This is a genomic window from Parabacteroides sp. D25 (genome assembly GCF_000307475.1).
Lineage (GTDB): Bacteria > Bacteroidota > Bacteroidia > Bacteroidales > Tannerellaceae > Parabacteroides > Parabacteroides distasonis.
In genome coordinates this window covers 556921-580948 of record NZ_JH976500.1, presented here as the reverse complement: position 1 = coordinate 580948, position 24028 = coordinate 556921, and the positions used below count along the sequence as shown (strand labels likewise).

The 24028-nt window shown below is 46.2% G+C and carries 18 protein-coding genes and 1 pseudogene; 13 read left to right on the top strand and 6 right to left on the bottom strand.

Annotated features, from left to right (window positions below; translation table 11 throughout):
• Positions 1-38 precede the first annotated feature (38 nt).
• Positions 39-2405, bottom strand: a complete 2367-nt coding sequence (locus tag HMPREF0999_RS02270) for an outer membrane beta-barrel family protein (protein ID WP_009275074.1) — start codon at positions 2403-2405, stop codon at positions 39-41.
• Between the two features lie 183 nt (positions 2406-2588).
• Between HMPREF0999_RS02270 and HMPREF0999_RS23195 the strand changes: the two are divergent.
• The 5 genes and pseudogenes from HMPREF0999_RS23195 to HMPREF0999_RS02250 form a co-directional block, all read left to right on the top strand.
• Positions 2589-2669: pseudogene (locus tag HMPREF0999_RS23195) on the top strand (cysteine hydrolase); the annotation flags it as partial.
• A 295-nt stretch (positions 2670-2964) separates the two neighbouring features.
• The gene (locus HMPREF0999_RS02265; protein ID WP_005857566.1) at positions 2965-3846 is read left to right on the top strand and encodes a helix-turn-helix domain-containing protein; all 882 of its coding nucleotides are present in this window, start codon (positions 2965-2967) and stop codon (positions 3844-3846) included.
• Between the two features lie 95 nt (positions 3847-3941).
• On the top strand, positions 3942-6323 hold the full coding sequence (locus HMPREF0999_RS02260) for a response regulator (protein ID WP_005857568.1): 2382 nt from the start codon (positions 3942-3944) through the stop codon (positions 6321-6323).
• 83 nt (positions 6324-6406) lie between these two features.
• Positions 6407-7927: a sensor histidine kinase gene (locus HMPREF0999_RS02255; protein ID WP_005857570.1), complete on the top strand. Its 1521-nt coding sequence runs from the start codon at positions 6407-6409 to the stop codon at positions 7925-7927.
• Between the two features lie 24 nt (positions 7928-7951).
• Positions 7952-8635 carry a response regulator transcription factor gene (locus HMPREF0999_RS02250; RefSeq protein ID WP_005857572.1) on the top strand — a complete coding sequence of 228 codons (684 nt, stop codon included), beginning with the start codon at positions 7952-7954 and terminating at the stop codon, positions 8633-8635.
• On the opposite strand, the gene HMPREF0999_RS02245 is transcribed toward HMPREF0999_RS02250, so the two are convergent.
• Positions 8625-8882 (bottom strand): TIGR03905 family TSCPD domain-containing protein, encoded by a 258-nt coding sequence (locus tag HMPREF0999_RS02245; protein WP_005857574.1) that lies wholly within the window; start codon positions 8880-8882, stop codon positions 8625-8627. The genes HMPREF0999_RS02250 and HMPREF0999_RS02245 overlap by 11 nt on opposite strands.
• Positions 8883-8965: 83 nt before the next feature.
• Here HMPREF0999_RS02245 and HMPREF0999_RS02240 point away from each other — a divergent pair, with 83 nt between their 5' ends.
• The 7 genes from HMPREF0999_RS02240 to HMPREF0999_RS02205 all read left to right on the top strand — a co-directional run bounded on the left by HMPREF0999_RS02240 (position 8966) and on the right by HMPREF0999_RS02205 (position 18830).
• A complete protein-coding gene (locus tag HMPREF0999_RS02240) occupies positions 8966-10285 on the top strand; it encodes a bifunctional folylpolyglutamate synthase/dihydrofolate synthase (RefSeq protein WP_009275072.1) in 1320 nt (439 codons plus the stop codon).
• Positions 10286-10308: 23 nt separating this feature from the next.
• A complete protein-coding gene (locus HMPREF0999_RS02235; protein WP_005857578.1) occupies positions 10309-11724 on the top strand; it encodes an MFS transporter in 1416 nt (471 codons plus the stop codon).
• 825 nt (positions 11725-12549) lie between these two features.
• Entirely contained in the window at positions 12550-12942 is a 393-nt protein-coding gene (locus tag HMPREF0999_RS02225) for a helix-turn-helix domain-containing protein (protein WP_009275070.1), read from the top strand.
• Between the two features lie 637 nt (positions 12943-13579).
• The gene (gene ispE / locus HMPREF0999_RS02220) at positions 13580-14395 is read left to right on the top strand and encodes a 4-(cytidine 5'-diphospho)-2-C-methyl-D-erythritol kinase (protein ID WP_008779736.1); all 816 of its coding nucleotides are present in this window, start codon (positions 13580-13582) and stop codon (positions 14393-14395) included.
• Positions 14392-14973: a class I SAM-dependent methyltransferase gene (locus HMPREF0999_RS02215; RefSeq protein ID WP_005857587.1), complete on the top strand. Its 582-nt coding sequence runs from the start codon at positions 14392-14394 to the stop codon at positions 14971-14973. Before ispE ends, HMPREF0999_RS02215 begins: the two co-directional genes overlap by 4 nt.
• A gap of 11 nt (positions 14974-14984) precedes the next feature.
• Positions 14985-17477, top strand: coding sequence for a S9 family peptidase (locus HMPREF0999_RS02210; RefSeq protein ID WP_009275069.1), 2493 nt, complete (start codon positions 14985-14987; stop codon positions 17475-17477).
• A gap of 198 nt (positions 17478-17675) precedes the next feature.
• The gene (locus HMPREF0999_RS02205) at positions 17676-18830 is read left to right on the top strand and encodes a carboxymuconolactone decarboxylase family protein (protein ID WP_009275068.1); all 1155 of its coding nucleotides are present in this window, start codon (positions 17676-17678) and stop codon (positions 18828-18830) included.
• Positions 18831-18914: 84 nt separating this feature from the next.
• Here HMPREF0999_RS02205 and HMPREF0999_RS02200 read toward each other — a convergent pair whose 3' ends face one another.
• Positions 18915-19916 carry a malate dehydrogenase gene (locus HMPREF0999_RS02200; protein ID WP_005857595.1) on the bottom strand — a complete coding sequence of 334 codons (1002 nt, stop codon included), beginning with the start codon at positions 19914-19916 and terminating at the stop codon, positions 18915-18917.
• 154 nt (positions 19917-20070) lie between these two features.
• Between HMPREF0999_RS02200 and HMPREF0999_RS02195 the strand changes: the two genes are divergently transcribed.
• Positions 20071-21921 carry a YgiQ family radical SAM protein gene (locus HMPREF0999_RS02195; protein WP_008779733.1) on the top strand — a complete coding sequence of 617 codons (1851 nt, stop codon included), beginning with the start codon at positions 20071-20073 and terminating at the stop codon, positions 21919-21921.
• 126 nt (positions 21922-22047) lie between these two features.
• Here HMPREF0999_RS02195 and HMPREF0999_RS02190 read toward each other — a convergent pair whose 3' ends face one another.
• Genes HMPREF0999_RS02190 through HMPREF0999_RS02180 form a run of 3 tightly spaced genes read right to left on the bottom strand, consistent with a single transcriptional unit; the run spans position 22048 to position 23842 of the window.
• Positions 22048-22428 carry a RidA family protein gene (locus HMPREF0999_RS02190; protein ID WP_005862903.1) on the bottom strand — a complete coding sequence of 127 codons (381 nt, stop codon included), beginning with the start codon at positions 22426-22428 and terminating at the stop codon, positions 22048-22050.
• 27 nt (positions 22429-22455) lie between these two features.
• Positions 22456-23202, bottom strand: a complete 747-nt coding sequence (rlmB, locus tag HMPREF0999_RS02185; RefSeq protein WP_008779732.1) for a 23S rRNA (guanosine(2251)-2'-O)-methyltransferase RlmB — start codon at positions 23200-23202, stop codon at positions 22456-22458.
• A gap of 49 nt (positions 23203-23251) precedes the next feature.
• The gene (locus HMPREF0999_RS02180) at positions 23252-23842 is read right to left on the bottom strand and encodes a thymidine kinase (RefSeq protein ID WP_009275066.1); all 591 of its coding nucleotides are present in this window, start codon (positions 23840-23842) and stop codon (positions 23252-23254) included.
• Positions 23843-24028 lie beyond the last annotated feature (186 nt).

Genomic DNA, 24028 nt, shown 5'->3' with positions numbered 1-24028 from the left:
AACAAAGAGTTCATTAGGATGAAACTACAAGGCATCTATTATTTTCCGAAACGGGATGTGTCTATCGAATCATGTTTCCTCTCCTTGTAACCACCAAACTTCCAGACAAAAGATAATTTCAGACATCTCTCATCATTCAATTTCCTCATCCGGCTCCATTGATTGCCTTGGTTTATCTTGATGGTACGTGGAATGCTGCTGGCGAAAATATCGTCTCCTTTAAGTGTCAAGCTGGCACGGTCATTCAAGAAAGTCCATTTTAATCCAGCGGATATCTCATACATGGAACCCAAGTCGTATATACCTTGGATGGCACCGGGAGTCACGTATTGGCCGTCTATCGTCATTTTTAAATTCGGTTTATCACATAGGTTAAATGTGTTACTCATATGCGCTAACCCTAGATAAGCCTCACGGTTATATGAGACGCCGTGGAAGTTATCATTCTTCTCTTGCATCCTCCAACCTCGCAGTGTGATGCGGCTATTCCAAAAACGACCCACATTAAAAGGAATGATCACCGCCAATCCCGCTTCCAAACTATAATCCATATTCTCGAAACGAAAAACGGTCTTCAGTTCCGTATCGCTTTGATAAGGAAGTTGGGCGAAATAATCCGGCGTGTATTCACAGAACGCTACCAGCATATACTTTTGGCGGAAGATATAGACCATCTGCCCCTCATACGTGCGATAAGGTTTCAACAAGGGATTTCCCGCCACCTCCGAGTAAGAGTTTAGAGGCGTTACTTGTGGGGAGACTTGCCAATAACCGGGATAGGTCTTATCGCTACTTATATCGAACTGTAAAATATGTCGGGGAGAAAACGTATAGCTCAGGGATACGGTAGGAAACAACGCCCCCTCATTCCATAGGTTCATATTTTCCCGGCTAGAGGCGTAGTCAGACTTAAAATACTCCCCTTTCAGCCCAACCGTAGCAGAGAAACGCTCTCCGAAGCTTTTCGATACCTCGGCGAAAATATCAGCGATGTATTCCTTTTGTGTATTATCCTCCAACGCTTCCTCGTCCATCTCATAGCCAGCACCTTGCTCATATAAATACTCCGAATAGTTTTTCGACGAGGCGTAACCTCCATGCACGCCGTAATTCAATCCCCACCCGGAAGCGAAACTATGTGTCTTATTTAGGAATACGGACCAGCGGGATACATCCTGTCTCGTATTATTTATCATATCAGTCCGGGAACCATTCGTATTCGTATCATGGTAATCAAGTACCGAGGGCGAATGATAACGAGTAAAATCCGCTCCTGCCGATATCCCGGCATGTCCGTCATACTGTAAACGTATATTATGGATAGCGGAGTGCCCGTCGTCACGGACCAAGCTCGTACTCTCACTTTTATTTTCCGGCTTCGACAGATCCAGATATGAGGTAAAGGCATCACGGTCCGATAAGACTTTATCTCCCTTCAGATAATATGCCAAAGAGAGTTTATCCTCATTCGCGAACGTATAATCCATTCCCAGACGAACCGTTCCTCTATTTACATGGACAAGGGCCCGATTATGTTGGCTTATTTCCGTCATACCACTATTTAATGTATGGCGGGCCAACATATCCTCCCCCATCACATCCCGTCTCTTATTACCATTCAACAGGAAATCTAAGCTAAAGCCCTTATTCGTATAAAGTAAATTCACATGCGCATCTCCCCCCGCATGGCGATATTGGGTGTAATCCACACCCGTTTCACCTTGCCAAGAATGAGTCTCGGACTCATTCTTACTTAATACGACATTGAGTAACGCCCCCTTGACATTATATTTAGCTGGAGCGTTATACATCACCTCGACCTTTTCGACCCTTGAGGCCGGCATAGTTTTCAGTAACTGGATTAATTGATCTGCCGACATTGTCGTCAACTGCCCATTCAAGATTATATTCAAACGACTAGCCCCTACCAGTTCCAGATTATCATTTCGTTCGATAAGCCCCGGTAAGTCCTTGATGATCTCAAAAGCGTTCGTGGCAGTCTTATCCTTCATCAGTTGAGGGACATCATACGTCAGCTTGCCTCCCTCCAGTTTCACTTGCGAGCGTTCTCCCTTTACGGTAATCTCGGCCAACTGATAATCTTTCTCCTCCAGCACCACCGTACCTACGTTGGCGGTAGTTATCTCTTTCTCTACCATATTATATAAGATGTGTTGGAAAATAAGTCGATACGACTGGTCTAGCAGATGATTCAATCGAAAATTCCCAAGCGTATCGGTAACCACGGTATCCACATATACAGAGTCGAGGGTCTGTAATATCACCGCCACTCCATCTACCGGCTGTTCCTTGCCATCCATCACCTTCCCGGAAATACCTTGTGCCATAATCTCACCGAGACTCATCAGCAAGCATAAAATCATGTAGTAAATAGTACGTTTCATATCGGTTTGTTTTTATCATTTTTCGTTCATACAAAAGAAACGTATTCTTAAAAGAAACTATGTTACCACTCACTTACGAAGTCTTACCTTGTCTTATCAGGAATGTTATTTAGTCTTATCGCCATTTATCAAACCCAACAAAGAGGAACAAGGTAATCTAGAAAACACCTTCGGAAAAGTAGTATGAATGGTATCCTTTGTGCTAAATCTCACCTAAGGGAATTGCAGGAAAAAGGTTTCAAGGCCGCCGTACTCTTTGACGCGAAAACGTAAACTGAACATTAAGAGGTTCTAACTGTTGATATATCAATCAAATATTTGAAGATAACCTATTAAAAGTTGAAAATCATGTGTACAAGAGTAGTTTATTCGGGAACAAACGGGATGGTAGCGACTGGTCGCACAAGACTTTAAGCCGGCGCAACCGTTCAAGTTTATGGGTGTAAAGGATCTTATTTAGTCTTGGCTAACTATTTTTTGGGATAATATGTTCCATATTTCCTTTTACAACATTTGAGTTTCAATTAATATTTATATTTGACGTCAAAAATCTTACAATATGGATAAACAGTTCCTCTGCCTTGATTCACCTACAGACTTTATGGTTGGTAAATACATATCCGCCGATGAACTCAAGGAGTTTATAAATATTCCTTGTAAGATAAAAGCCGGGGTCTTTATCCTTTGCATGGAAGGGCAAATACGCTCAACTATCAATATGTCAGAATTGACCACCTCGAAACTCAATGTTGTAACGCTATTGCCCAATAGTCGCATACAAATACATGAGATATCCCCCGACATCTTGATCTATTTCATAGCGTTCTCTTTCGATTTTATGTGTTACGCAAATTTTATCAAGAGCACGATGGGTTATCTACTTATGATTTACAGGTATCCGATTATAAAAATATCCCAAAACAGGGCCAACCTGATCACGAACTTCTACGAGCTTCTCTATCAATATGCCGTATATCCCGATATCTTGAACAATAAAGAGATGATAAAGGCCATTTTCATGATGTGTAGTCAAGGTATCGCAGAAATATACAGTAAAAATTACCCATTAGAGAAACAGGAACTTACACGTCCGTTACAAATCTATCAAGAGTTCCTAAATATGGTATTAAGATACTATACAAAAGAGCATAACGTATCGTTTTATGCCGAGAAGTTGGGCCTCACGTTCTCCTATTTCTCGACATCCATCAAAAAAGCGATCGGCGAGACTCCCCAAGAGATCCTCACGCAAACAATAATCATAGACGCTAAGACACAGTTAAAAGGGACTAACCAAGAAATCAAAAACATAGCGATGGACCTCGGCTTTAATAATCTATCGTTCTTTAATAAGTTCTTCCGTCGAAATGTAGGCATGACTCCACAAGAATACAGGGGTAAATCGTATACCTATTCTTGTTACCAGAAAACATCCGACTAGCCGAAAGCAAAAACGGAACATATTATCAAAAAGAAGAATTTCAAGGGTACCTTTTATAATTTTTACTTTTGTAGAATAATATAAAAAGACATACGATGGAAGGGCGAGAGACGGATCTAGAATACAACTTATTGATGGGGCTTACGGGAGCTAGCGTCAGCAAACATTTATTGGATGAGCATTTCACACTTTTATGGGCAAATGACTTCTATTACGATATGATAGGTTACCCCAAAGAAGAATATGAAGCTCTTTTCCACAATAAACCCGATTTGTATTTTAAAGGTTATGATGAAGCTTGGAATATATTATCCAAGAATGTTTACGAGACGATAGCTAATAAAGCCAGCGGTTACGAAACCGTTATCCAGATGCCAACGAGAAAAGGGAAAAGATGGACTAAAATCACCTCAACGTTTACCGACCAACTACAAGACGGCATCCCTATCTCCTATACGGTAATGACCGATGTAGAGGACGTAATGCGAAGGCGGATCGAGCAAACGATCACTTATGATAATATCCCCGGCTTCATATCCAAGCATAAGGTACATAAAGACGGCAGTTTTACATTGCTGGAGGCAAATGATAAATATATGGACTTCTCTGGTATCGATAAAAATTCTTTTTTATCTTTCAGTCCTTTCTCCCGTTTAGATGAAACAAGCCGTAATACGATGAACGCACATATCCCCTGTATGCTAAAAGGGGAACCTGTACATTTCGTTATCCAGTCGAAAGACAAAAACGGCAACGGCGCTTGGCTACAGTTGAACGGGGAATGTATCGGCTGGGAAGGTGACGAGCCTATCTATCTTATCGTTTACATCAATATCACCGACATTACCGAACAGAGGGAGTTGCAAAAGAAACTGGAGAAACAGTCAAAGCAACTTAAAGAAGCACTAAAGTCGGCGGAACAAGCCAACCAAGCCAAATCTGATTTTCTCGCCCGCATGAGCCACGATATCCGTACACCCATGAACGCCATCATGGGAATGGCGACTATAGCCAAAGCCCATGTAGATGAACGTGAAAGAATATTAGATTGTATGGAAAAAATCAATGGAGCCTCTAAATTATTATTGAGTCTGATTAATGAGGTTCTCGATATGTCCAAGATCGAAAGTGGCAGGTTAATTCTTTCGGAGGATGAGTTCAATGTGGGTGAGCTCTTGCAAGACTTGGTCGTTATGATGCAACCGGAGATCAAAAACAAACAACAAACTTTAAATATACACGTCAAGAACCTTAGGCATGAGAATGTAAAAGGCGATACGCAGCGTATCAAACAGGTATTGATGAATATCCTCTCGAACGCAATTAAGTATACGCCAGAGAATGGGCGAATCACGATAGAAATCTACGAGAAGGACCCTCATAACGGCATCGGAAATTATCAATTCGTGTTTGAGGATAACGGAAGAGGTATGAAACCGGAGTTTCTGGATAAGATTTTCGAGCCTTTCGAGCGTGCGAGCGATGATGAGATCAAGAGGATACAAGGCACTGGCCTCGGGATGTCGATCAGCCATAAGATCATTCAGATGATGGGAGGAGATATCAAGGTGGAGAGTGAATATGGCAAAGGTTCCCGCTTCACCATCGACATGCCATTGGTTTGTCGGGATCAGAAGCCCGATGATAAGATAGAGGTAGAAGGTTTAGAGGTTCTTGTGGTAGATGATGATAAGATCGCTTGTCTAAACACGTCTAGCTGTTTGCGAGAGATCGGGATAAACAGTGAATGCGTATATTCAGGTAGCGAAGCTATAGAAAAAGTACGACAGCATCATTTAGCGGAGAAAGAGTATTTCGCCGTGATCATTGACTTGAAGATGCCTCAAATGAACGGCATTGAAACAACCCGGCAAATCAGACGTTTCGTGGGAGCGGACGTACCGATCATCATTCTCTCCGCATACGATCTTGAGGAATATGAGGCAGAGGCTAAGGAGGTTAAGGCCAATGGATTCATCACCAAGCCTCTCTATAAGTCCAAGCTACTCCAAGTATTGAGATCTTTCCTTGACGAAGGAGACCAGCCGGAACCGATCCGCCCATTCAAGTTATCAAACGTCGATTATTCCGGCAAGCGCATCTTGCTGGTGGAGGATAACGAGTTAAATCGTGAGATCGCCGTAGAGATCATCGGCAGCACCGGTATCACTATCGATACGGCGATAAATGGGCTCGACGCCGTACATAAAGTCGCCCAATCGGAAGAAGGATTTTACCAGATAATACTGATGGATATCCAGATGCCTATCATGGACGGTTATGAGGCGACCCGGCAGATTCGTTCCCTCCAACGAAGGGATATCGCACATATGCCAATTATAGCCATGACCGCCAACGCTTTTTCCGAAGACGTGACAAACGCTATCAAAGCGGGCATGAATTATCATTTGGCTAAACCGATTGATATTGGGGCGTTGATGGGCATCCTTAGTAAATATTTACAAGCGCCCGCATAAAGTTTATCTTGCGTATTAAAAGTTCATGTAATAAAATTGTCTATTTTTAGCGATCAATTCGATTATAAGCATAAAGAGACTTCATGAACATCAGACTTCGTTTTAAGTTAATCGCTTTGTTGATCGTCCTATCGCTGGCCGGGCTTTTGGTTTTCCAAGGATACTGGCTGAAAGGTTTATATGATACATTATATAAACAGATGGAGATCAATATAGAGGAAGCGATGAAGATCGCCGACTATAAGGAGTTGTTCCTGCGCATCCGATCTATCAAAAAAGAACAGGGAGCGCTGGGACCTCAAACCCAAGATGTGTACTTCAGCTCAGAGCTAGATCCGTCTAATAAGCAGAAGATGGACGCAAAAGCTTCGATCCATCCGCAGAAAGAAGATCCTGACCTTAACCGGGAAGATATCTTCAAGACGGCAAATCCCGACTCACACATGAAACTACATATCGATTACGGGGATGAGGAGGACTTTAGCTCGATAGACTCTACCCTAACGGATTACCTATATGTAATCGGCGAGGTGGAGGACATGGTGCAGCAAGCGATGCACGCAAATATAGATTCTATAAAACCAATTGATTTCAAGACCTACAACAAATTATTAACCTCGGAGCTGGAGGCAAGAAACATCGTAACGGAACATGAGCTGGTAACGATTTATAAACCAAACAACGGGGACGAGAAGGGTTGGATGCATCTGGACAAGCCGGAACGATTCACTACGTGGAAAAACCCCGTGCATTTCGATTACCCGCTCCATAACGAGAGCACGTTACAATATCGCCTGTTCCTCAAATCGCCGGCCAGCGTGATACTCACCCAGATGAAAGGCATCCTGATCTCCTCCTTCCTATTACTTTTGCTGATCATTTGCGCTTTCATATACTTACTCCGCACCATCTTAAAGCAAAAGACCGTGGAAGAATTGAAGACCGATTTCACCAACAATATGACGCATGAGCTGAAAACCCCGATCAGCGTCAGCTATGCCGCCGTAGACGCATTATTGAACTTTAGCGATCCCGTCAACGAGAAACAGAAGAAATACCTGACGATCGTTAAAGACCAACTTATCCATCTTACCGGATTGGTGGAACAAATCTTGACACTCGCCGTAGAGAACCGCAGTACCTTCCGCTTGCGCCCCGAAACCATCTCATTAAACGAGTTGGTGAACTCCCTCATCGAGCAATACAAACTGAAAGCGAGCAAACCCGTGGAGTTTACTTGCTCCATCCCCGAGGATATAGAATTGGTGGCCGATCGTACCCACCTATATAATATGTTGAGCAACCTTATCGATAACGCGATCAAATACGCCGACAAGGAACCTTGCCGCATCGAAGCGACAGCCCGGCAAGACAATCACGAAACGACAATCTCCATAACCGATAACGGCCCGGGTATCAGCGAAGCCAACCAGCGGCAGATATTCGACAAGTTCTTCCGGGTTCCCAGCGGGAATATCCACAACGTGAAAGGTTATGGCCTAGGATTATATTACGTAAAAGACATGATGGGTAAACATGGAGGAACAGCCCGTGTGGAAAGCGTCCCCGGCAAAGGCTCCACCTTTACCCTGCATTTTAAATAATAATCCGAAAATAAAGTATCAAATATGGAAAAGATAAAAGTACTACTAGTAGAAGACGAGCCTACATTGGCCATGATCATCAAGGATACGCTGGATGGGAACGAGTTCGATATCACCCTAGCTGCGAATGGCGAGGAGGGCCTCTCCCGTTACGCGGAGATCAAGCCGGATATTATCGTAGCGGATATCATGATGCCTAAGATGGATGGTTTCACGATGGTCAAGTTGATCCGTAAGACGGATACGCATACCCCTGTCCTATTCCTATCGGCCCGTTCCGCGGCCAACGACGTGGTAGAGGGCTTCGAGCTGGGCGGCAACGATTACTTGAAAAAGCCTTTCGGCATGGCGGAATTGATCGTGCGCATCAAGGCGTTACTGCATAAGGTGTCCGTCCAAAGACCGGAAGCCACCTCTTTCCGTATCGGGCTTTATACGTTCGATTCCATCACGCAGACATTGGTCTACCGGGGAGAGAAACAACTCCTCAGCAACCGGGAATCCGAGATATTGAAGCGCCTTTGCGACAATAAGGACCAAGTATTACCGATGAAAGGGATCTTGATAGACCTTTGGGGGGATGATTCTTTCTTCAACGCACGCAGCCTGCATGTCTTTATCACCAAGCTACGTCATAAGTTATCGAAAGACGAGTCTATCAAGATTTTGAATATCCGGGGAATCGGATATAAACTGATCATTGATTGAATTGCTTCAATGCCTGTGCCATCTGGTCCGGGCATGAAGTTCCCCTTCCATGACAATCGATGCCAGACAAACGACCGATAGCGTCTTCGATGCGCATACCTTTCAATAAGGCGCACATGCCTTGCCCGTTACCGTGGCAACCTCCTACAATCTGCACATTCTCGATCACGCCATCCTTCGCGTCGATCACCATCAACTTAGAACAAACACCTCCTTGAGGCGTATAGGTTATACGTCGTGTTTCCATTTTCTTTTTCTCTCCTTTTTATAAACGAGTCGCAAAGGTATAAATAAAATTAACTACATTTGTAGCATCTAATTTACAAAAACATGACATACGAGGAAACGCTACACTATCTATATACCAGCATCCCGGTCTTCCAACACAGCGGAGCTTCCGCTTACAAACCCGGTCTTGGTACAAGTATCGCCCTAGATGATTATCTGGGAAATCCGCATAAAGCCTATAAGACCATCCATGTAGCCGGGACAAACGGCAAAGGCTCGGTCAGCCATCTATTGGCGGCCATTCTCCGGCAATCCGGTTTCAAGGTCGGGCTTTATACCTCTCCCCACTTAGTGGACTTCCGGGAACGCATCCGGGTGAACGGGAAAAAGATCTCCCAAGATTACGTGGTTGATTTCGTCGAGCGTCATCGTTCTTTCTTCGAGCCTCTCCATCCTTCTTTCTTCGAGTTAACGTCCAGCATGGCTTTTGAGTATTTCCGCGACCAGCAGGTAGATTACGCGGTTATCGAGGTCGGGCTTGGCGGTCGTTTGGACAGTACGAACATTATCACTCCGATCTTGAGTATTATCACGAATATCAGTCTGGATCATACGCAATTCTTGGGAGATACGGAGGAGAAGATAGCGGCGGAGAAAGCCGGCATTATCAAGAAAGGCGTACCGGCACTTCTTGGGGAAGCCGAGAAACAATCGGTTTACGACGTTTTCAAAAACAAGGCGGAAGAAGTTGGCGCACCTTTCTACTACGCCCAACGAATGGACATGGTAAAAGACGAGTGCAGGCTGACGGTCGGTGGCAAATGGTTCTTCCCTTCCGTTGAATATGGAGAAATCCAAGGAGAACTTGGCGGTGAGGTACAGGTAAGAAATGCTGTCACCGTATTATCCGCCATCCATATATTACGAACGGAATTGGGTGTAGATATCATCCCGGAAGCGGTACACGAGGGTTTCGCCCACGTAACGAAACTGACGGGATTGATGGGACGTTGGCAAACCTTGCGATCCAAACCGACCGTCATTTGCGACACGGGGCATAATGTAGGAGGCTGGGAGCACCTAGCGGAGCATCTGAAAGTCTTGCGTCAATATTGCGGGCAAATCTATATGATCATCGGCATGGTAAACGACAAGGATATCGATGGCGTATTATCCTTGATGCCGCAAGACGCTTTTTATTTCTTCACGCAAGCCTCCGTGGAGAGAGCGATGCCCGTAGAGGATTTCGCCGTGAAAGCCATGCGTCACGGACTGTCCGGTACCCTTTGCGATACGGTGCAAGACGCTGTCGAGAAAGCGTTAAGAAGGGCTCGTGAGAACGACCTGATCTTTATCGGAGGCAGTACGTTTATCGTAGCGGACGCTCTCCCCTTGTTCATGAAAGAAGACGAATACAAATAATATAACTCTATAAAACAAATATCATGATAGAAAAAATTCATCAGAAACTAAGCGACTCGAAAGTCGCACGCTGGAGTGTACTCGCTTTGGCGGCATTCACGATGCTTTGCGGATACTTCCTTACGGATGTAATGGCTCCGCTTAAACCGATGTTGGAAGAACAGCTAAGCTGGACGAGTACGGAATATGGTTGGTTCACCAGCGCTTACGGCTGGTTCAACGTATTTCTCTTCATGTTGATCATTGGTGGTATCGTTCTGGATAAGATGGGTGTCCGTTTCACGGGTGTCGCTTCCTGTATCTTGATGATTATCGGTTGTTCCATTAAATATTACGCCATCTCGGATGCGTTTACGATGGAAGGAGAGCTTTTCGGATGGAAAGCGCAAGTGATGGTGGCCGCCCTCGGATACGCGATCTTCGGTGTCGGCGTGGAGACCGCCGGTATCACGGTATCTAAGATTATCGTACGGTGGTTCAAGGGAAAAGAGATGGCGTTGGCTATGGGCTTGGAGATGGCTACGGCTCGTTTGGGTACGGCCTTGGCTTTATCTATCACGGTTCCCGCCGCCAAGTACTTCGGTAGCATCTCCGCTCCTATCTTGCTTTGTCTTTGTATGTTGTGTATCGGTTTGATCGCCTTCCTCGTATTTTGCGTGATGGATCGCAAGCTGGACGCTTCGATGGACGCTATCGAGCAAGCCGAGGAGGAAGAGCCTTTCCGTTTGAAAGATATCTTATTGATCGTTACCAATAAGGGTTTCTGGTTGATCGCTCTGCTTTGCGTATTATTCTATTCGGCCGTATTCCCCTTCTTGAAATACGCTACGGACTTGATGGTCAATAAATATAACGTAGATCCGGAGTTGGCGGGAAATATCCCGGCTATCTTACCTTTCGGCACGATTCTTCTGACTCCGTTCTTCGGTAATTTATACGACCGCAAGGGTAAAGGGGCGACGATCATGATCTTTGGCGCCTTGATGTTGATCGGCGTGCATTTATTATTCACGCTTCCGATCTTGAATCAGTGGTGGTTCGCCACGATCGTGATGATCGTATTGGGTATCGCTTTCTCCTTGGTCCCATCGGCGATGTGGCCATCTGTTCCGAAGATTATCCCGGAGAAGCAATTAGGCACGGCTTATGCCTTGATTTTCTGGGTACAGAATATCGGTCTGAGTATGGTTCCCTTATTAATCGGCTGGATATTGGATACGTATTGCAAGATCGACAATGGTACGGGCAAACCGGCTTACGACTATACGATACCGATGGCAGTCTTCACCTGCTTCGGCGTGCTCGCCCTCTTCATCGCCTTGATGTTGAAACGTGAGGACCGGATCAAAGGCTACGGCCTTGAATTGCCGAACATCCAAAAGGACGCCGATAAAGCCGAGGCCGAGATAATCGCTAAAGAGATGATCGCGGAGCCTTAATAAAGCTCATAACCCTAAATAAATGGAAGGCGCTGTAAACTTGATTTACAGCGCCTTTCTTTTTGATAACTGAAAACCATCGTCATTGGAACACACAAAAAGTTCGTTTGAAAAAGAGGAGTAGCGAAACAACTACAATATGCCTTATTCATAAAATCTTTTTTAGCGGTAATATTAATAAAAAACACCCTTGATTTTCGGAACGGCATATTGAAATGTGGCATTTATCCGTGGTCCAGCCATCCAAAAGGAAATCATATGTATAGGTCTTAACGCAGTGGCTTATATATTTCATTAGATCCTTATTATCAGTTAAGAATAGATATACAGCTTCACAAATATCGTTTTGATTAAAAAGGCAAGTGAGCGTGGAGGTTTTGAACACGACTTCCAATGTAATCTGGCTTACGTCATTCCACGTATAAGTGATCATACATAAATCCAGATTCTTCAATAACATCTGCGCCTTCCTTACCGGCAGATCAATTACTTGATGGGCTAAGCTAATTATCTCGGAATAATCCCTTTGAGGATATTGATTTTGAGTTTCCATTGATTTCTGTGTTTATCATTCGCAGACAAAATAAGCTTACCGCCTGCTGATATACCATCAATCCCCCTGATAAAATATCAATGTCACGACTAATATTATTAGATGACAGGGATAAATGATATATCTGACTACGTATTTACGGCCGGTAACAATGCCCATCGTAATTTGTAGCTATAAATAAAATTAGGTGCGGTTGCTCTGGATATCTGATACAATAGTAAGATAACTCAGATTTAATACTTATTTTTGTGACAGGATCAATAAGAACAGACATGGAAACAACATTTACCAGAAGAAATAGTCATGGAGCCAACTTAAAACGTTGGAGAGAATGGAGAGGCATCAAACAAGAAGTGCTAGCCGACAAAATAGGGGTATCACAAGCCACCTTATCTGGCTACGAGAAAAAAGACGAATTGGAACCTGAAGTATTGGAAAAGATAACTAAAGCTTTGGACATTCCGATAGAGGCGATCACGGAGCTTAATGAAGGAGCGCTTATCAATATTTATTCTGGCACATGGCAAGATAACGCAACTGCAGCCGGAAGCATTCAAAATCAAACATTCAATCCCATCGATAAAATAGTCGAGCTTTACGAACGATTACTAAAGGCCGAGCAAGAAAAGGTTGCCATGCTCCATGAAATCATAAAGGATAAATAAGTATCGATTATAGAGACCGTAAGCGAAAATGAGATAATCTTGACATTATGATCGAAATAACAGAATAACGATGTCAAGACCTTTTTACAAATAGAGAAAAAGAGGGAGAGACCTATGATGAAATCATACGTTTTCCCTCTTTTTCTTGCCTAAATACCCCTGTTTGGACTCAAAAGTAATAGAGTTAGGTAACACAAAAGGCTGTATTAGGCAACACGACCGTATGTATTAGGTAACGCAACCGTATGTATTAGGCGATACATACGGAAGAAACAGCCCTCGCATCCTATAGAATTGATCGATACACCCGTATAAAATGGCTATTTTCACCTAAAAATATGAGATACGATGAATTAATCTCGCTAGAATAAAAAGGCCTATTTCCATAAAACACTACAAGACAACCAGATGCTATTATTCTATGCCATTTTCGGAAGCAAGGCATACCTTAGCCCGGAAAAAACGCTTCTCCGGGAGTTTAGATTACAGAATGTCAAAACGTCAAACCTACTCTTTTACGCGTGATGCCCATCGTGGGCCCCTTATTAAAGCCATATATAGTTCACCCGATAAAACAGAACGTTTATAAGGATATCTTCTTATCTTCGCGTATCACATAAAACAAACATTAAATACTATGATCTGTTTCCCGAATGCCAAGATAAACCTAGGTCTGAACGTGGTAAGCAAACGTCCGGACGGTTATCATAATATAGAGACCATCTTCTATCCGATCCCCGTGAGGGATGCCCTCGAGATCGTCGCCTCGGATCGGACCTGTTTCACGCAAACCGGAATCCCGGTAGACGCTCCCCAAGAGAAGAACCTCGTCATAAAAGCACTGAACGCCCTAAAGACGAGATACGAGATTCCCCCGCTAGAGATCCATTTGTTGAAAGCGATACCTTTTGGCGCCGGGCTTGGAGGAGGTTCCGCCGATGCCGCTTTTATGTTGAAGCTGGTCAATGATTTCTGCGGTTTGGATATTCACCCGGATGAGTTGGAGGCGATAGCGTCCACCATCGGAGCCGATTGCCCGTTTTTTATCCGTAACACGCCGGTATTCGCGACCGGCACGGGAAACCAATTCGAGCCCGTGGACTTGTCCTTGAAGGATTATTATCTATGCTTGGTAAAACCGGATGTAGCCGTCTCCACCCCCGAAGCCTATTCAATGGTAACACCCGCCGCGCCCGAGACCTCCTTGAAAGAGATCATCCGGCTACCGGTATCCGAATGGAAAGAGCGGATGGTGAACGATTTCGAGCGAAGCGTATTCCCGAGACATCCCGTGATCGAGCGGATCAAGGATACCTTATACGAGGGAGGCGCCTTATATGCCGCCATGTCCGGCTCCGGATCGTCCGTGTTCGGTTTGTTCGAAAAACCAACCCATTTCAAGGAACAATCCCTGTTCAGCGATTGTTTTCTATGGGAAGGACAATTATCATGAATCAAATAGAGACTTTTTTTGATACGATGGCGGAACGCTGGGACGCTGTCTGCGTACATGATCCGGGAAAGATCCGGACGATATTGGATCGTACCAACCTGCGGCAGAACGCCCGCATCCTCGATGTCGGTTGCGGCACGGGGATATTGGAAAGTTACCTGCTGCCGTACGAACCCCGCCAAATCGTAGCTATCGATATAGCGGGCCAAATGATCGAGAAAGCACGCATGAAATATCCGGATCATCCGCTCATCGAGTTCCTCCAAGAGGACGCTATGAGCTACGAGGGGAAAGGATTCGACTATATTATCCTATATAGCGCTTACCCGCATTTCATGCGGCCGGAACGGTTGATCGAGCATATGAGCGGCTTGCTCGCGCCCGGCGGTAAATTGGTTATCTGCCACAGCGAGAGCAAGGAAAAGATCAATACGCACCACCATCGGCACGCCGATCGATTATCGCTGCCCTTGCCCCCGGCCCGAGAGGTGGCGGCATTGATGGAGCCTTATCTTCTTCCGCTCGTCGTAGAGGATACCGAACAGCTTTACATCGTTTGCGGAAAACGTTTATCCTAAACTAATTATATATGGACAGAAAAACTAACTTAATTCCGGCATTGCTTCTTTCCGCCCTTTCGCTTTACGCCATGGAAGACGTGAAAGTAACGCAATTCCAGCACGCAGGCCCGTTCACGGTCAACAAGCCGATCCTAGCGGACAGCCTCAACGTAAACGGCAAGCCTTTCGAGGCGAAGAATCTATTAAAAGCGACCTTACCGTTCGAGCAAACGCTTGCGAACGCCACGGTACTCGACGCTGACACGGCAGGCGCAATCACCTTCGCTGCCCCGCGAAAAGGATATGCCCTGCATCTATTCTCTTTCTTCTTGAACAGCGACCGATACGTAAAAGGCACGCTCGATATATCGGGTCCCGGGGCGTTCGAAGTATTCGTCAATGATAAACCGGTCGGAGCCTCCTCCGAGTTGGTGATGGAACCCCGCCGCTATCAAGTAGTCGTTAAATACCTGACAGCGGAAACAGACACTTGTCCTCCCAGCCTAAAGGCTACCTTCAAGAGCGAGGCGGAAGCGAAAGTCGTAGCTTCCTTGAACCCGGAGAAACGCTACACCCTTCTGAATATCCTAGAAGGAAAGGATTTCCAAGGCGTAAGTGTCTCCCCGAACGGAAAGTATGCCTTGGTAAAATACGTCAACCGGTTCCCGGAGAGCAAGAGCGAATCGTACGGGCAATTGATGGATGCCGCTACGGGACGGGTCTTATTGCAAGACGGAAGTTTCTTGACAACCGCCAAATGGATGCCTAAAAGCAATCGATTGTATTACACCCGCACCGGTCTGGACGGTACGGAGTTGGTAACCGTAGATCCGGCGACCTACCAACAAACGGTATTAGTCCCGAACCTTCCGAAAGGGCGGTTCGTATTCACCCCCGATGAGTCCACGCTTCTCTATACCGTAGAAGAGGAAGGTCCCAAGGAAGGGACGGACTTGATCCGTGTATTAGAGCCGGCAGACCGTATCCCGGGTTTCCGTGACCGCTCCTTTATCTGGCGGTATGACTTAAAAACAGGTTTGTACGAGCAACTTACTTTCGGGCATACGGACACTTATATCAATGATATCAGCGCTGATAGCCGCTATCTATTGTTCAGCACCAGCGACCGGGTGTACACCTCCTTACCGCACTCCCGCAACTCCCTTTATAAATTGGATTTGCAGACCATGGCGATCGATACGATCTGGGAGAAAGCCCCGTACGTAAACCAAGCCGCCTTCTCGCCCGACGGTAAACAGTTATTGGTAGCCGGGGCAGGCGACGCTTTCGACGGGATCGGACGAAATATCAAGCAAGGACAGATCTCCAACTCATACGACGGGCAGTTATTCCTATACGATCTGGCAAGCCGTAAAGTCTCCCCTCTCACCAAGGATTTCAATCCGAACGTGATCGATGCCGTATGGAACCGCTTCAACGGGCAAATCTATATCCTCTGTGAGGATGAGGATTACCAACGGATCTATACGTGCGATCCGGCAAACGGGAAGATCAAGCAAGTAGCCGCCTCCGAGGATATTATCATGTCGTATGCGTTGGCCGACAACGCTCCGGTTCTCTTCTATTACGGACAGAGCGCGTCCAACGCCAACCGCCTTTACGCTTACGACCTGAAAGGTGGAAAGAACCGCTTGGTGTATGATCTCTCGCAAGATAAATTAAAAGATATCGCCTTGGGCGAGGTACACGACTGGAACTTCAAGTCGGATGACGGTACGACTATCCAAGGCCGTTATTACCTGCCGCCTCATTTCGATCCGAATAAGAAATATCCGATGATCGTTTATTACTATGGCGGTACTTCCCCGACGAACCGTGCGCTGGAGATGCGTTATTCCATGCATATGTACGCCGCTCTCGGATACGTGGTCTACACCTTGAACCCTAGCGGAACGACGGGCTTCGGACAGGAATTCGCCGCCCGCCATGTGAACGCATGGGGCCTGAAGACCGCCGATGAGATCATCCAAGGTACCAAGCTGTTCTGCAAGGAGCATTCTTTCGTGAACGAGAAGAAGATCGGTTGCATCGGTGCCAGCTACGGCGGATTCATGACACAATACCTACAAACCCGTACGGACATTTTCGCCGCCGCTATCAGCCATGCCGGTATTAGCGCGTTGAGTAGCTATTGGGGAGAAGGTTATTGGGGATATGGCTATTGCTCCGTAGCGAATGCCGGCACTTATCCTTGGAACGCCCCGGAGTTCTTTACCAAGCAAAGCCCGTTGTTCAACGCCGATAAGATCAAGACCCCGCTCCTGTTGCTTCACGGCAACGCCGATACGAACGTACCCATCGGGGAAAGTATCCAGATGTTCGCCGCCTTGAAGATCCTAGGGAAAACCGTGGAGTTCGTGCAGGTGGATGGCGAGAATCATGGTATCGTAGGCTATCAGAAACGTATAGGCTGGCAAAATACCATCTACGCATGGTTCGCCAAATGGCTGAAAGACGAGCCGGAATGGTGGAAAGCCTTATATCCGGATCGTACTTTATAAGAATATTTATTTGAACGAAAGCGTCTGTGTCTCCCGCAAGGGAATCGCAGGCGCTTTATTCGTTTGCTCAACCCCGGCTGTCATCCGGATCAGCTCCGTTTACGAACGGTAATTTTGATACAAAGATCCGTAATATATATACATATACTTGAGATAAATCCGAATATCTTTGTGATGTCAAACAATAACGATATCCTCATGAAAACAAAAGCAATCGCACTCTTCCTGCTAGGCTTCATACCAGCCTTCGCACAAGATATCCCAACTTCTAAAACAGAACAAAATATGGACAGAATCGAACGCTGTAAAAAGAATTACACCGAGCTATTCGGAGGCGAGGCATTGACCGGACAAGGAACAGATCCGGAAATGATGGACATTCTCCAGAAATTCATCTTCGGGGAGGTATTCCGCACAGGAGATCTTGATAAAAAGACCCGGGAGCTTATCACTTGCACCATATTAGCCACGATGCAAACCTTGCCCCAACTGAACGCCCACGCCAAAGCGGCGCTAAACGTAGGCGTCACTCCCATCGAGCTACGGGAGGCGATATACCTATGCGCTCCGTTTATCGGTTTCCCGAAGACATTGAATGCCTTAAATACCATCAACGAAGTCTTTAAGCAACAAGGCATCGCTTTGCCTCTGGAGAGACAAGCTACCGTTACGGAAGAAGATCGCCACGAGAAAGGACAAGCCATACAAAGCCGGCTTTACGGCGAGGGAATCAAAGAGGCCATGAGGAACGTCCCGGGAAATATGGGTCCGGAAGTAGAGCGATTCCTCACCGAATTCTGCTTCGGAGATATCTATACTCGCAACGGGCTAGACCTGAAAACCCGGGAGTTACTGGCTTATTGCATACTAACGACCCTTGAAGCCGAAAGCCAACTACACTCGCATCTCGAAGGGAACTTACTGGCCGGCAATAGCAAGGAGACCTTAACGGCGGCGGTTATACAATGTCTTCCTTATATCGGCTTCCCTTCCGCTATCAAAGCGTTGAAAATCATTAAGGAATCCTCTCAGCCCGCCCCAAAGAAGAACTTAGTCCGCCTATCCAAGATCACGGTCGATCCCGCCCAGTTGGAGCGTTATAACGCCTTTCTGGAAGAAGAGATCGAGGCTTCCATGCGTCTAGAGCCGGGTGTTCTTACACTGTATGCCGTATCGGAGAAAGAACATCCAAATAAAGTAACCATCCTAGAGATTTACGCAGATCAAGACGCTTATAAAAGCCATATCCAAACGCCCCATTTCCAGAAATACAAACAAGGAACATTACAGATGGTGCAAGAGTTGGAGCTGGTAGATAGCACGCCCCTGATCCCCGGACTAAAGATAAAATAAAACAAGAATCCCCGCTTTCCGGCACGAAGCCATCTAAGCGGGGATTTCATATATCCGTGAAAATCTAAATGACTTGTTATTCGATCATTTGATATTCGGATTCAATTTATGCCATTCGGAAATAGCGGGAAGCACGCCCATAGCGATCACCTCGTCACGTAAAGCGCAAAGGTGCTTGTAGCTCTTCTCCAAGGCAGCCTCTTCTTCCGGTGTACCGTGCACCTCTTTCAACGCTACGCCGTCTTTCGTAATTGAGGTCTCCCAAGCCATCATGATATGATCGAACTTACCGTTTGATACATAAGCGCCAGCCGGCCAACGGAACGGTTTACCACCCATCGCAGCTGCGATCATCTCGATAGATACATATGACGGGCTTTGGAAGGAAGAACGGCCCCGCAAAGCGATAATGTTAGCGCCACCCTTCGTAACCTTGGTTTGTATCTCCGCCCATTGATCTTTCGTCAAGGCATCCGTACCGATAAGTTCCGTCAAAGGCTTGCCATCCACCTTAGCGGTAGAGGCGAAAACAGCCATTTGCTCGCCATGACCGCCATACGTACGACAATTCTCAACCTGATCCATAGAGATACCGAAATGTTTTGCCAACTCACTGCGTAAACGAGTTGAATCCAATGCGGCCAACGTCGTAACCTGAGAAGGTTTCAAGCCGGAATACAATAAGGTAATCAAACCGGTAATATCCGCCGGGTTAAAAATAACCACGATATGCTTTACGTCCGGGCAATAAGCCTTTACGTTCTTGCCGAACTCCTCGGCGATAGCGGCGTTTCCTTTTAGGAGATCCTCACGGGTCATACCTGCCTTTCTTGCGGCACCACCGGAGTTAACGATATATTTAGCGCCCGTCAAAGCCTCCTTGATGTCTGAGGTAAAAGTGATGTTTACACCCTCGAAACCACAATGGAATAATTCCTCGGCGACTCCCTCCAAACCCGGTGCGTAAGGGTCGTACAAACAAATGTTAGAAGTTAGTCCCATCATAATAGCGGTCTGTGCCATATTAGAACCGATCATACCTGCTGCGCCGACAATCGTCAGCTTCTCGTCTGTGAGTGTTTTCATAAGAAACCTTGTTTTTAAATGTTTATTTTTCTTTTCGACACAAAGATACGAGATTGAGAACTCTTGTCCTAATCATAAAAACGAATCCCCCATAAATAAAAGTTATGAATAGCGTCTCTATGATTATTCCAAGATTATCACGTACCTTTGTATTATGAAAACATTTAAACTAGACAATTGGTTGCCCACGACGAAGAAAGAAGTCGAGGCACGGGGATGGGGTTACCTCGACGTGATCCTTTTCTCGGGAGACGCCTATGTGGATCACCCCTCTTTCGGGGCGGCCGTGATCGGTCGTGTATTGGAAGCGGAAGGATTACGGGTAGCGATCGTACCGCAACCGGATTGGCGGGGAGATTACCGGGATTTCAAGAAGCTCGGCGTTCCCCGGCTTTTCTTCGGTGTATCCGCCGGTGCCATGGATTCAATGATCAACCATTATACTGCCAATAAGCGATTACGCAGCGACGACGCCTATACGCCGGACCAACGTCCGGGAATGCGTCCGGACTATCCGAGCATCGTCTATACTAAAATACTGAAAGAATTGTATCCGGATGTCCCCGTCGTATTGGGTAGCATCGAGGCCTCATTACGCCGGCTTACGCATTACGATTATTGGCAAGATAAGCTATTACCGGGAATCCTTGCCAGTAGCCCGGCCGATTTATTGATTTACGGCATGGGCGAGAAGCCGATCAAGGAATTGGTGCGCCGCCTAAAGTCCGGCATTCCTTTCAACGAGATCAAGAACATCCGCCAAACGGTTTATCTGGCAGACAAAGAGGATGCGAAAGACGACGATATCGTGCTCTTCTCACATGAGGAATGCCTAAAAGATAAATTGAAACAAGCGAAGAATTTCCGGTATATAGAAGAGGAATCCAACAAATACAATGCCTCACGTATCTTGCAAAAGGTAGGAAAACAGGTGATCGTAGTGAATCCTCCCTTCCCTCCAATGACGGAAGCGGAGATAGATGCTTCCTACGACCTTCCCTATACCCGCTTGCCGCATCCCAAATACAAAGGGAAAGTGATACCGGCTTTCGAGATGATCAAGTTCTCGGTGAATATCCACCGGGGTTGTTTCGGAGGATGCGCGTTCTGTACCATATCGGCGCATCAAGGGAAGTTCATCGCCTCCCGAAGCAAGGAATCGATCTTGAAGGAAGTGAAAGCGATTACCGAAATGCCCGATTTCAAAGGATATCTAAGCGATTTGGGAGGCCCTTCCGCCAATATGTACCGTATGAAGGGGAAAGATGAGCGAATTTGCGCCAAATGCAAGAAACCGTCTTGTATCTCCCCCGTCGTTTGCAAGAACTTGAACGCGGACCATACGCCGCTACTGGATATCTACAAAGCGGTAGATAGACTTCCCGAGATCAAGAAGTCGTTTATCGGAAGCGGTGTACGCTATGACCTGTTATTGCACCGTTATGCGGATGAGTCTTTAAACAAGGCAGCTCAAACCTATACCGAGGAATTAATCGCCCGCCACGTATCCGGCCGTTTGAAAGTGGCCCCGGAGCATACGCAAGACGAGGTGTTGAAACAAATGCGTAAACCGTCTTTCTCGCAATTCGGACAGTTCAAGAAGATATTCGATAAGGTAAACCGGCAATACGGGTTGAACCAGCAACTCATCCCCTATTTCATTTCCAGCCATCCGGGATGTACCGAGGCGGATATGGCGGAGCTGGCGGTGATCACCAAGAGCTTGCATTTCCAGTTGGAGCAAGTACAAGACTTCACGCCTACGCCGATGACATTGGCTACGGAGATGTATTATACCGGATATCATCCTTATACGTTGGAGAAAGTATATACGGCCCGCTCAAAAGAACAAAAGTTGGCACAACGCCAGTTCTTCTTCTGGTATAAACCCGAGTCACGCCGTCAGATCATGCAAGTATTGCAAAAGATGGGACGAAAGGATTTGATTGAGAAATTATTCGGACAGAGGGGTGACATGAATCCCGCTCCCAGAAAAAGAAGATAATAGGCTTTTGAGATTAGCTGTATCGATGAATTACGAGAGTAGTCGCATCGTATCACGGGAGTAGTCTTGATGGATAACGAGAGTAGTCTCGACAAGCGATGAGACTACTCTCGTTATTCCTTATGATTATTCTTTCACGGCGATCACCTCGATCTCTACCAAACCATTCTTCGGCAGTGTCTTAACGGCTACCGCCGAACGTGCGGGAAACGCACCTTCGAACTGAGAGGCGTATACCTCGTTCATAACGGCGAAGTCGCCCATATCCGCTAAAAATACGGTTGTTTTTACGACATCATTGATGCTATAACCTGCCTCTGCCAAGATAGCGTGAACATTCTTGAACGCTTGGGCGGTTTGTTCCTTTACGGATCCCTCAACGAAAAGTCCCGTAGCAGGATCGATACCCAGTTGTCCGGAAGCGAACAGCATATTACCTACTTGCACCGCTTGGCTATACGGACCGATAGCGGCGGGAGCGTTTTTTGTAGCGATAACTTTCTTCATTTTCTTCTTTAGTTTATATACATATTATTATTGTTGCTCGTTCATACGTTGGCGAACCACCTCGTACACCAGAATGGAAGTGGCTACAGATACATTCAAGGAGCCGATCGTTCCGAATTGCGGAATCTTTACCATATTATCGCAGATGCGCAAGTTCTCCGGAGACACACCCGTATCCTCCGCTCCCATCACGATCGCTACCGGTCCTTCATACTTCACCGCCGTATAATTCTCCGCCGCTTTCTCGCTGGCGGCAAATACCTTCACCCCGCTTTGCTGCAAGAAACGGATCGCTTGGTTGATACTCTTCTCCTTACAAACCGGCAATACATGCAAGGCACCGGCAGAGGTCTTGATCGCGTCGGCGTTTACCGAAACGCTTCCTTTTGCCGGAATCACGATCGTATCGACTCCCGCACACTCGCAGGTACGGGCAATAGCGCCGAAATTACGCACGTCCGTAACCCCATCCAGCAATACGATGAAAGGATCTTTTCCTTGCTCATACACAAAAGGAATGATATCTTCCAAGCTCTGGTAGGTAACCGCCGACATAAAAGCGATCACCCCCTGATGATTCTTTCGAGTCAAACGATCCAAGCGTTCAGCCGGAACACGTTGTACCGGTATCTCACGGCCTCTCAGTACCTCAAATAACTCTTTGGATAGATCCCCTTGTAAATCCCTTTTCACAAGGATCTTATCTACCTCCTTATCAGCCTGTATAGCCTCAATCACGGCACGAATGCCGAACACCATTTCGTTTTCTTTCATACTTTATATAACGCAAAACTATTAATTTCACAAATGTAGGGATAAATAATCAATTCTTCAAACCTTCAGCCTTCGCATAACATTCCCGGCATAAAGGCTCGTATTCGGATTGTTCCCCTAAGAAGACCCGTTTATCATTTCCCACGATACGATGGGATACGTAAGCCAAACGTCCGCATTTCACGCAGATGGCATGCACTTTCGTCACCTCATCGGCGATAGCGCATAACTCCGGCATAGGACCGAAAGGAACTCCCTTATAGTCCATGTCCAACCCGGCCACGATCACCCGGATACCGTTAGCGGCCAATTGATTGCATACGTTTACCAATCCCTCGTCGAAAAACTGGGCCTCGTCTATCCCCACCACATCGATCTCGGAAGTGAACAATAGGATACTGGAGGAAGAATCCACCGGAGTAGAAGGAATCGAATTACTATCGTGCGAGACCACGTTATCCTGCGAATAGCGGGTATCGATCGCAGGCTTGAAAATCTCCACCCGCTGCTTGGCGAATTCAGCCCGCTTCAAACGGCGGATAAGCTCCTCCGTCTTACCGGAAAACATGGAACCGCAAATCACCTCGATCCGCCCTTGTCCCGGATACTGGAATATATGCTCTTCTGAAGGCAATGTCATCACTTTCTCTTTTTGTCCGCAAAAGTACATAAAAAAAGCGGAACCATGGAAGCTTATTCACCCCATCCCCGGTTTGTCTTTCACTGCAACCCGGGTTGCAGTACTACTGCACAAGGCTTGCAGTGTCACTGCACGTGGGTTGCAGTAAAACTGCAAGACGTGTTGCAGTAATGCCGCGAGGCAGGT

Excerpts from the sequence above, each read along its gene's own strand:
- HMPREF0999_RS02225 (WP_009275070.1), top strand. The coding sequence starts at position 12,550 with ATGGAAACAACATTTACCAGAAGAAATAGTCATGGAGCCAACTTAAAA.
- HMPREF0999_RS02250 (WP_005857572.1), top strand. The coding sequence starts at position 7,952 with ATGGAAAAGATAAAAGTACTACTAGTAGAAGACGAGCCTACATTGGCC.
- HMPREF0999_RS02245 (WP_005857574.1), bottom strand. The coding sequence starts at position 8,882 with ATGGAAACACGACGTATAACCTATACGCCTCAAGGAGGTGTTTGTTCT.
- ispE (WP_008779736.1), top strand. The coding sequence starts at position 13,580 with ATGATCTGTTTCCCGAATGCCAAGATAAACCTAGGTCTGAACGTGGTA.
- HMPREF0999_RS02195 (WP_008779733.1), top strand. The coding sequence starts at position 20,071 with ATGAAAACATTTAAACTAGACAATTGGTTGCCCACGACGAAGAAAGAA.
- HMPREF0999_RS02240 (WP_009275072.1), top strand. The coding sequence starts at position 8,966 with ATGACATACGAGGAAACGCTACACTATCTATATACCAGCATCCCGGTC.
- HMPREF0999_RS02265 (WP_005857566.1), top strand. The coding sequence starts at position 2,965 with ATGGATAAACAGTTCCTCTGCCTTGATTCACCTACAGACTTTATGGTT.
- rlmB (WP_008779732.1), bottom strand. The coding sequence starts at position 23,202 with ATGAAAGAAAACGAAATGGTGTTCGGCATTCGTGCCGTGATTGAGGCT.
- HMPREF0999_RS02180 (WP_009275066.1), bottom strand. The coding sequence starts at position 23,842 with ATGACATTGCCTTCAGAAGAGCATATATTCCAGTATCCGGGACAAGGG.
- HMPREF0999_RS02200 (WP_005857595.1), bottom strand. The coding sequence starts at position 19,916 with ATGAAAACACTCACAGACGAGAAGCTGACGATTGTCGGCGCAGCAGGT.
- HMPREF0999_RS02215 (WP_005857587.1), top strand. The coding sequence starts at position 14,392 with ATGAATCAAATAGAGACTTTTTTTGATACGATGGCGGAACGCTGGGAC.
- HMPREF0999_RS02190 (WP_005862903.1), bottom strand. The coding sequence starts at position 22,428 with ATGAAGAAAGTTATCGCTACAAAAAACGCTCCCGCCGCTATCGGTCCG.
- HMPREF0999_RS02205 (WP_009275068.1), top strand. The coding sequence starts at position 17,676 with ATGAAAACAAAAGCAATCGCACTCTTCCTGCTAGGCTTCATACCAGCC.
- HMPREF0999_RS02270 (WP_009275074.1), bottom strand. The coding sequence starts at position 2,405 with ATGAAACGTACTATTTACTACATGATTTTATGCTTGCTGATGAGTCTC.
- HMPREF0999_RS02260 (WP_005857568.1), top strand. The coding sequence starts at position 3,942 with ATGGAAGGGCGAGAGACGGATCTAGAATACAACTTATTGATGGGGCTT.
- HMPREF0999_RS02235 (WP_005857578.1), top strand. The coding sequence starts at position 10,309 with ATGATAGAAAAAATTCATCAGAAACTAAGCGACTCGAAAGTCGCACGC.
- HMPREF0999_RS02255 (WP_005857570.1), top strand. The coding sequence starts at position 6,407 with ATGAACATCAGACTTCGTTTTAAGTTAATCGCTTTGTTGATCGTCCTA.
- HMPREF0999_RS02210 (WP_009275069.1), top strand. The coding sequence starts at position 14,985 with ATGGACAGAAAAACTAACTTAATTCCGGCATTGCTTCTTTCCGCCCTT.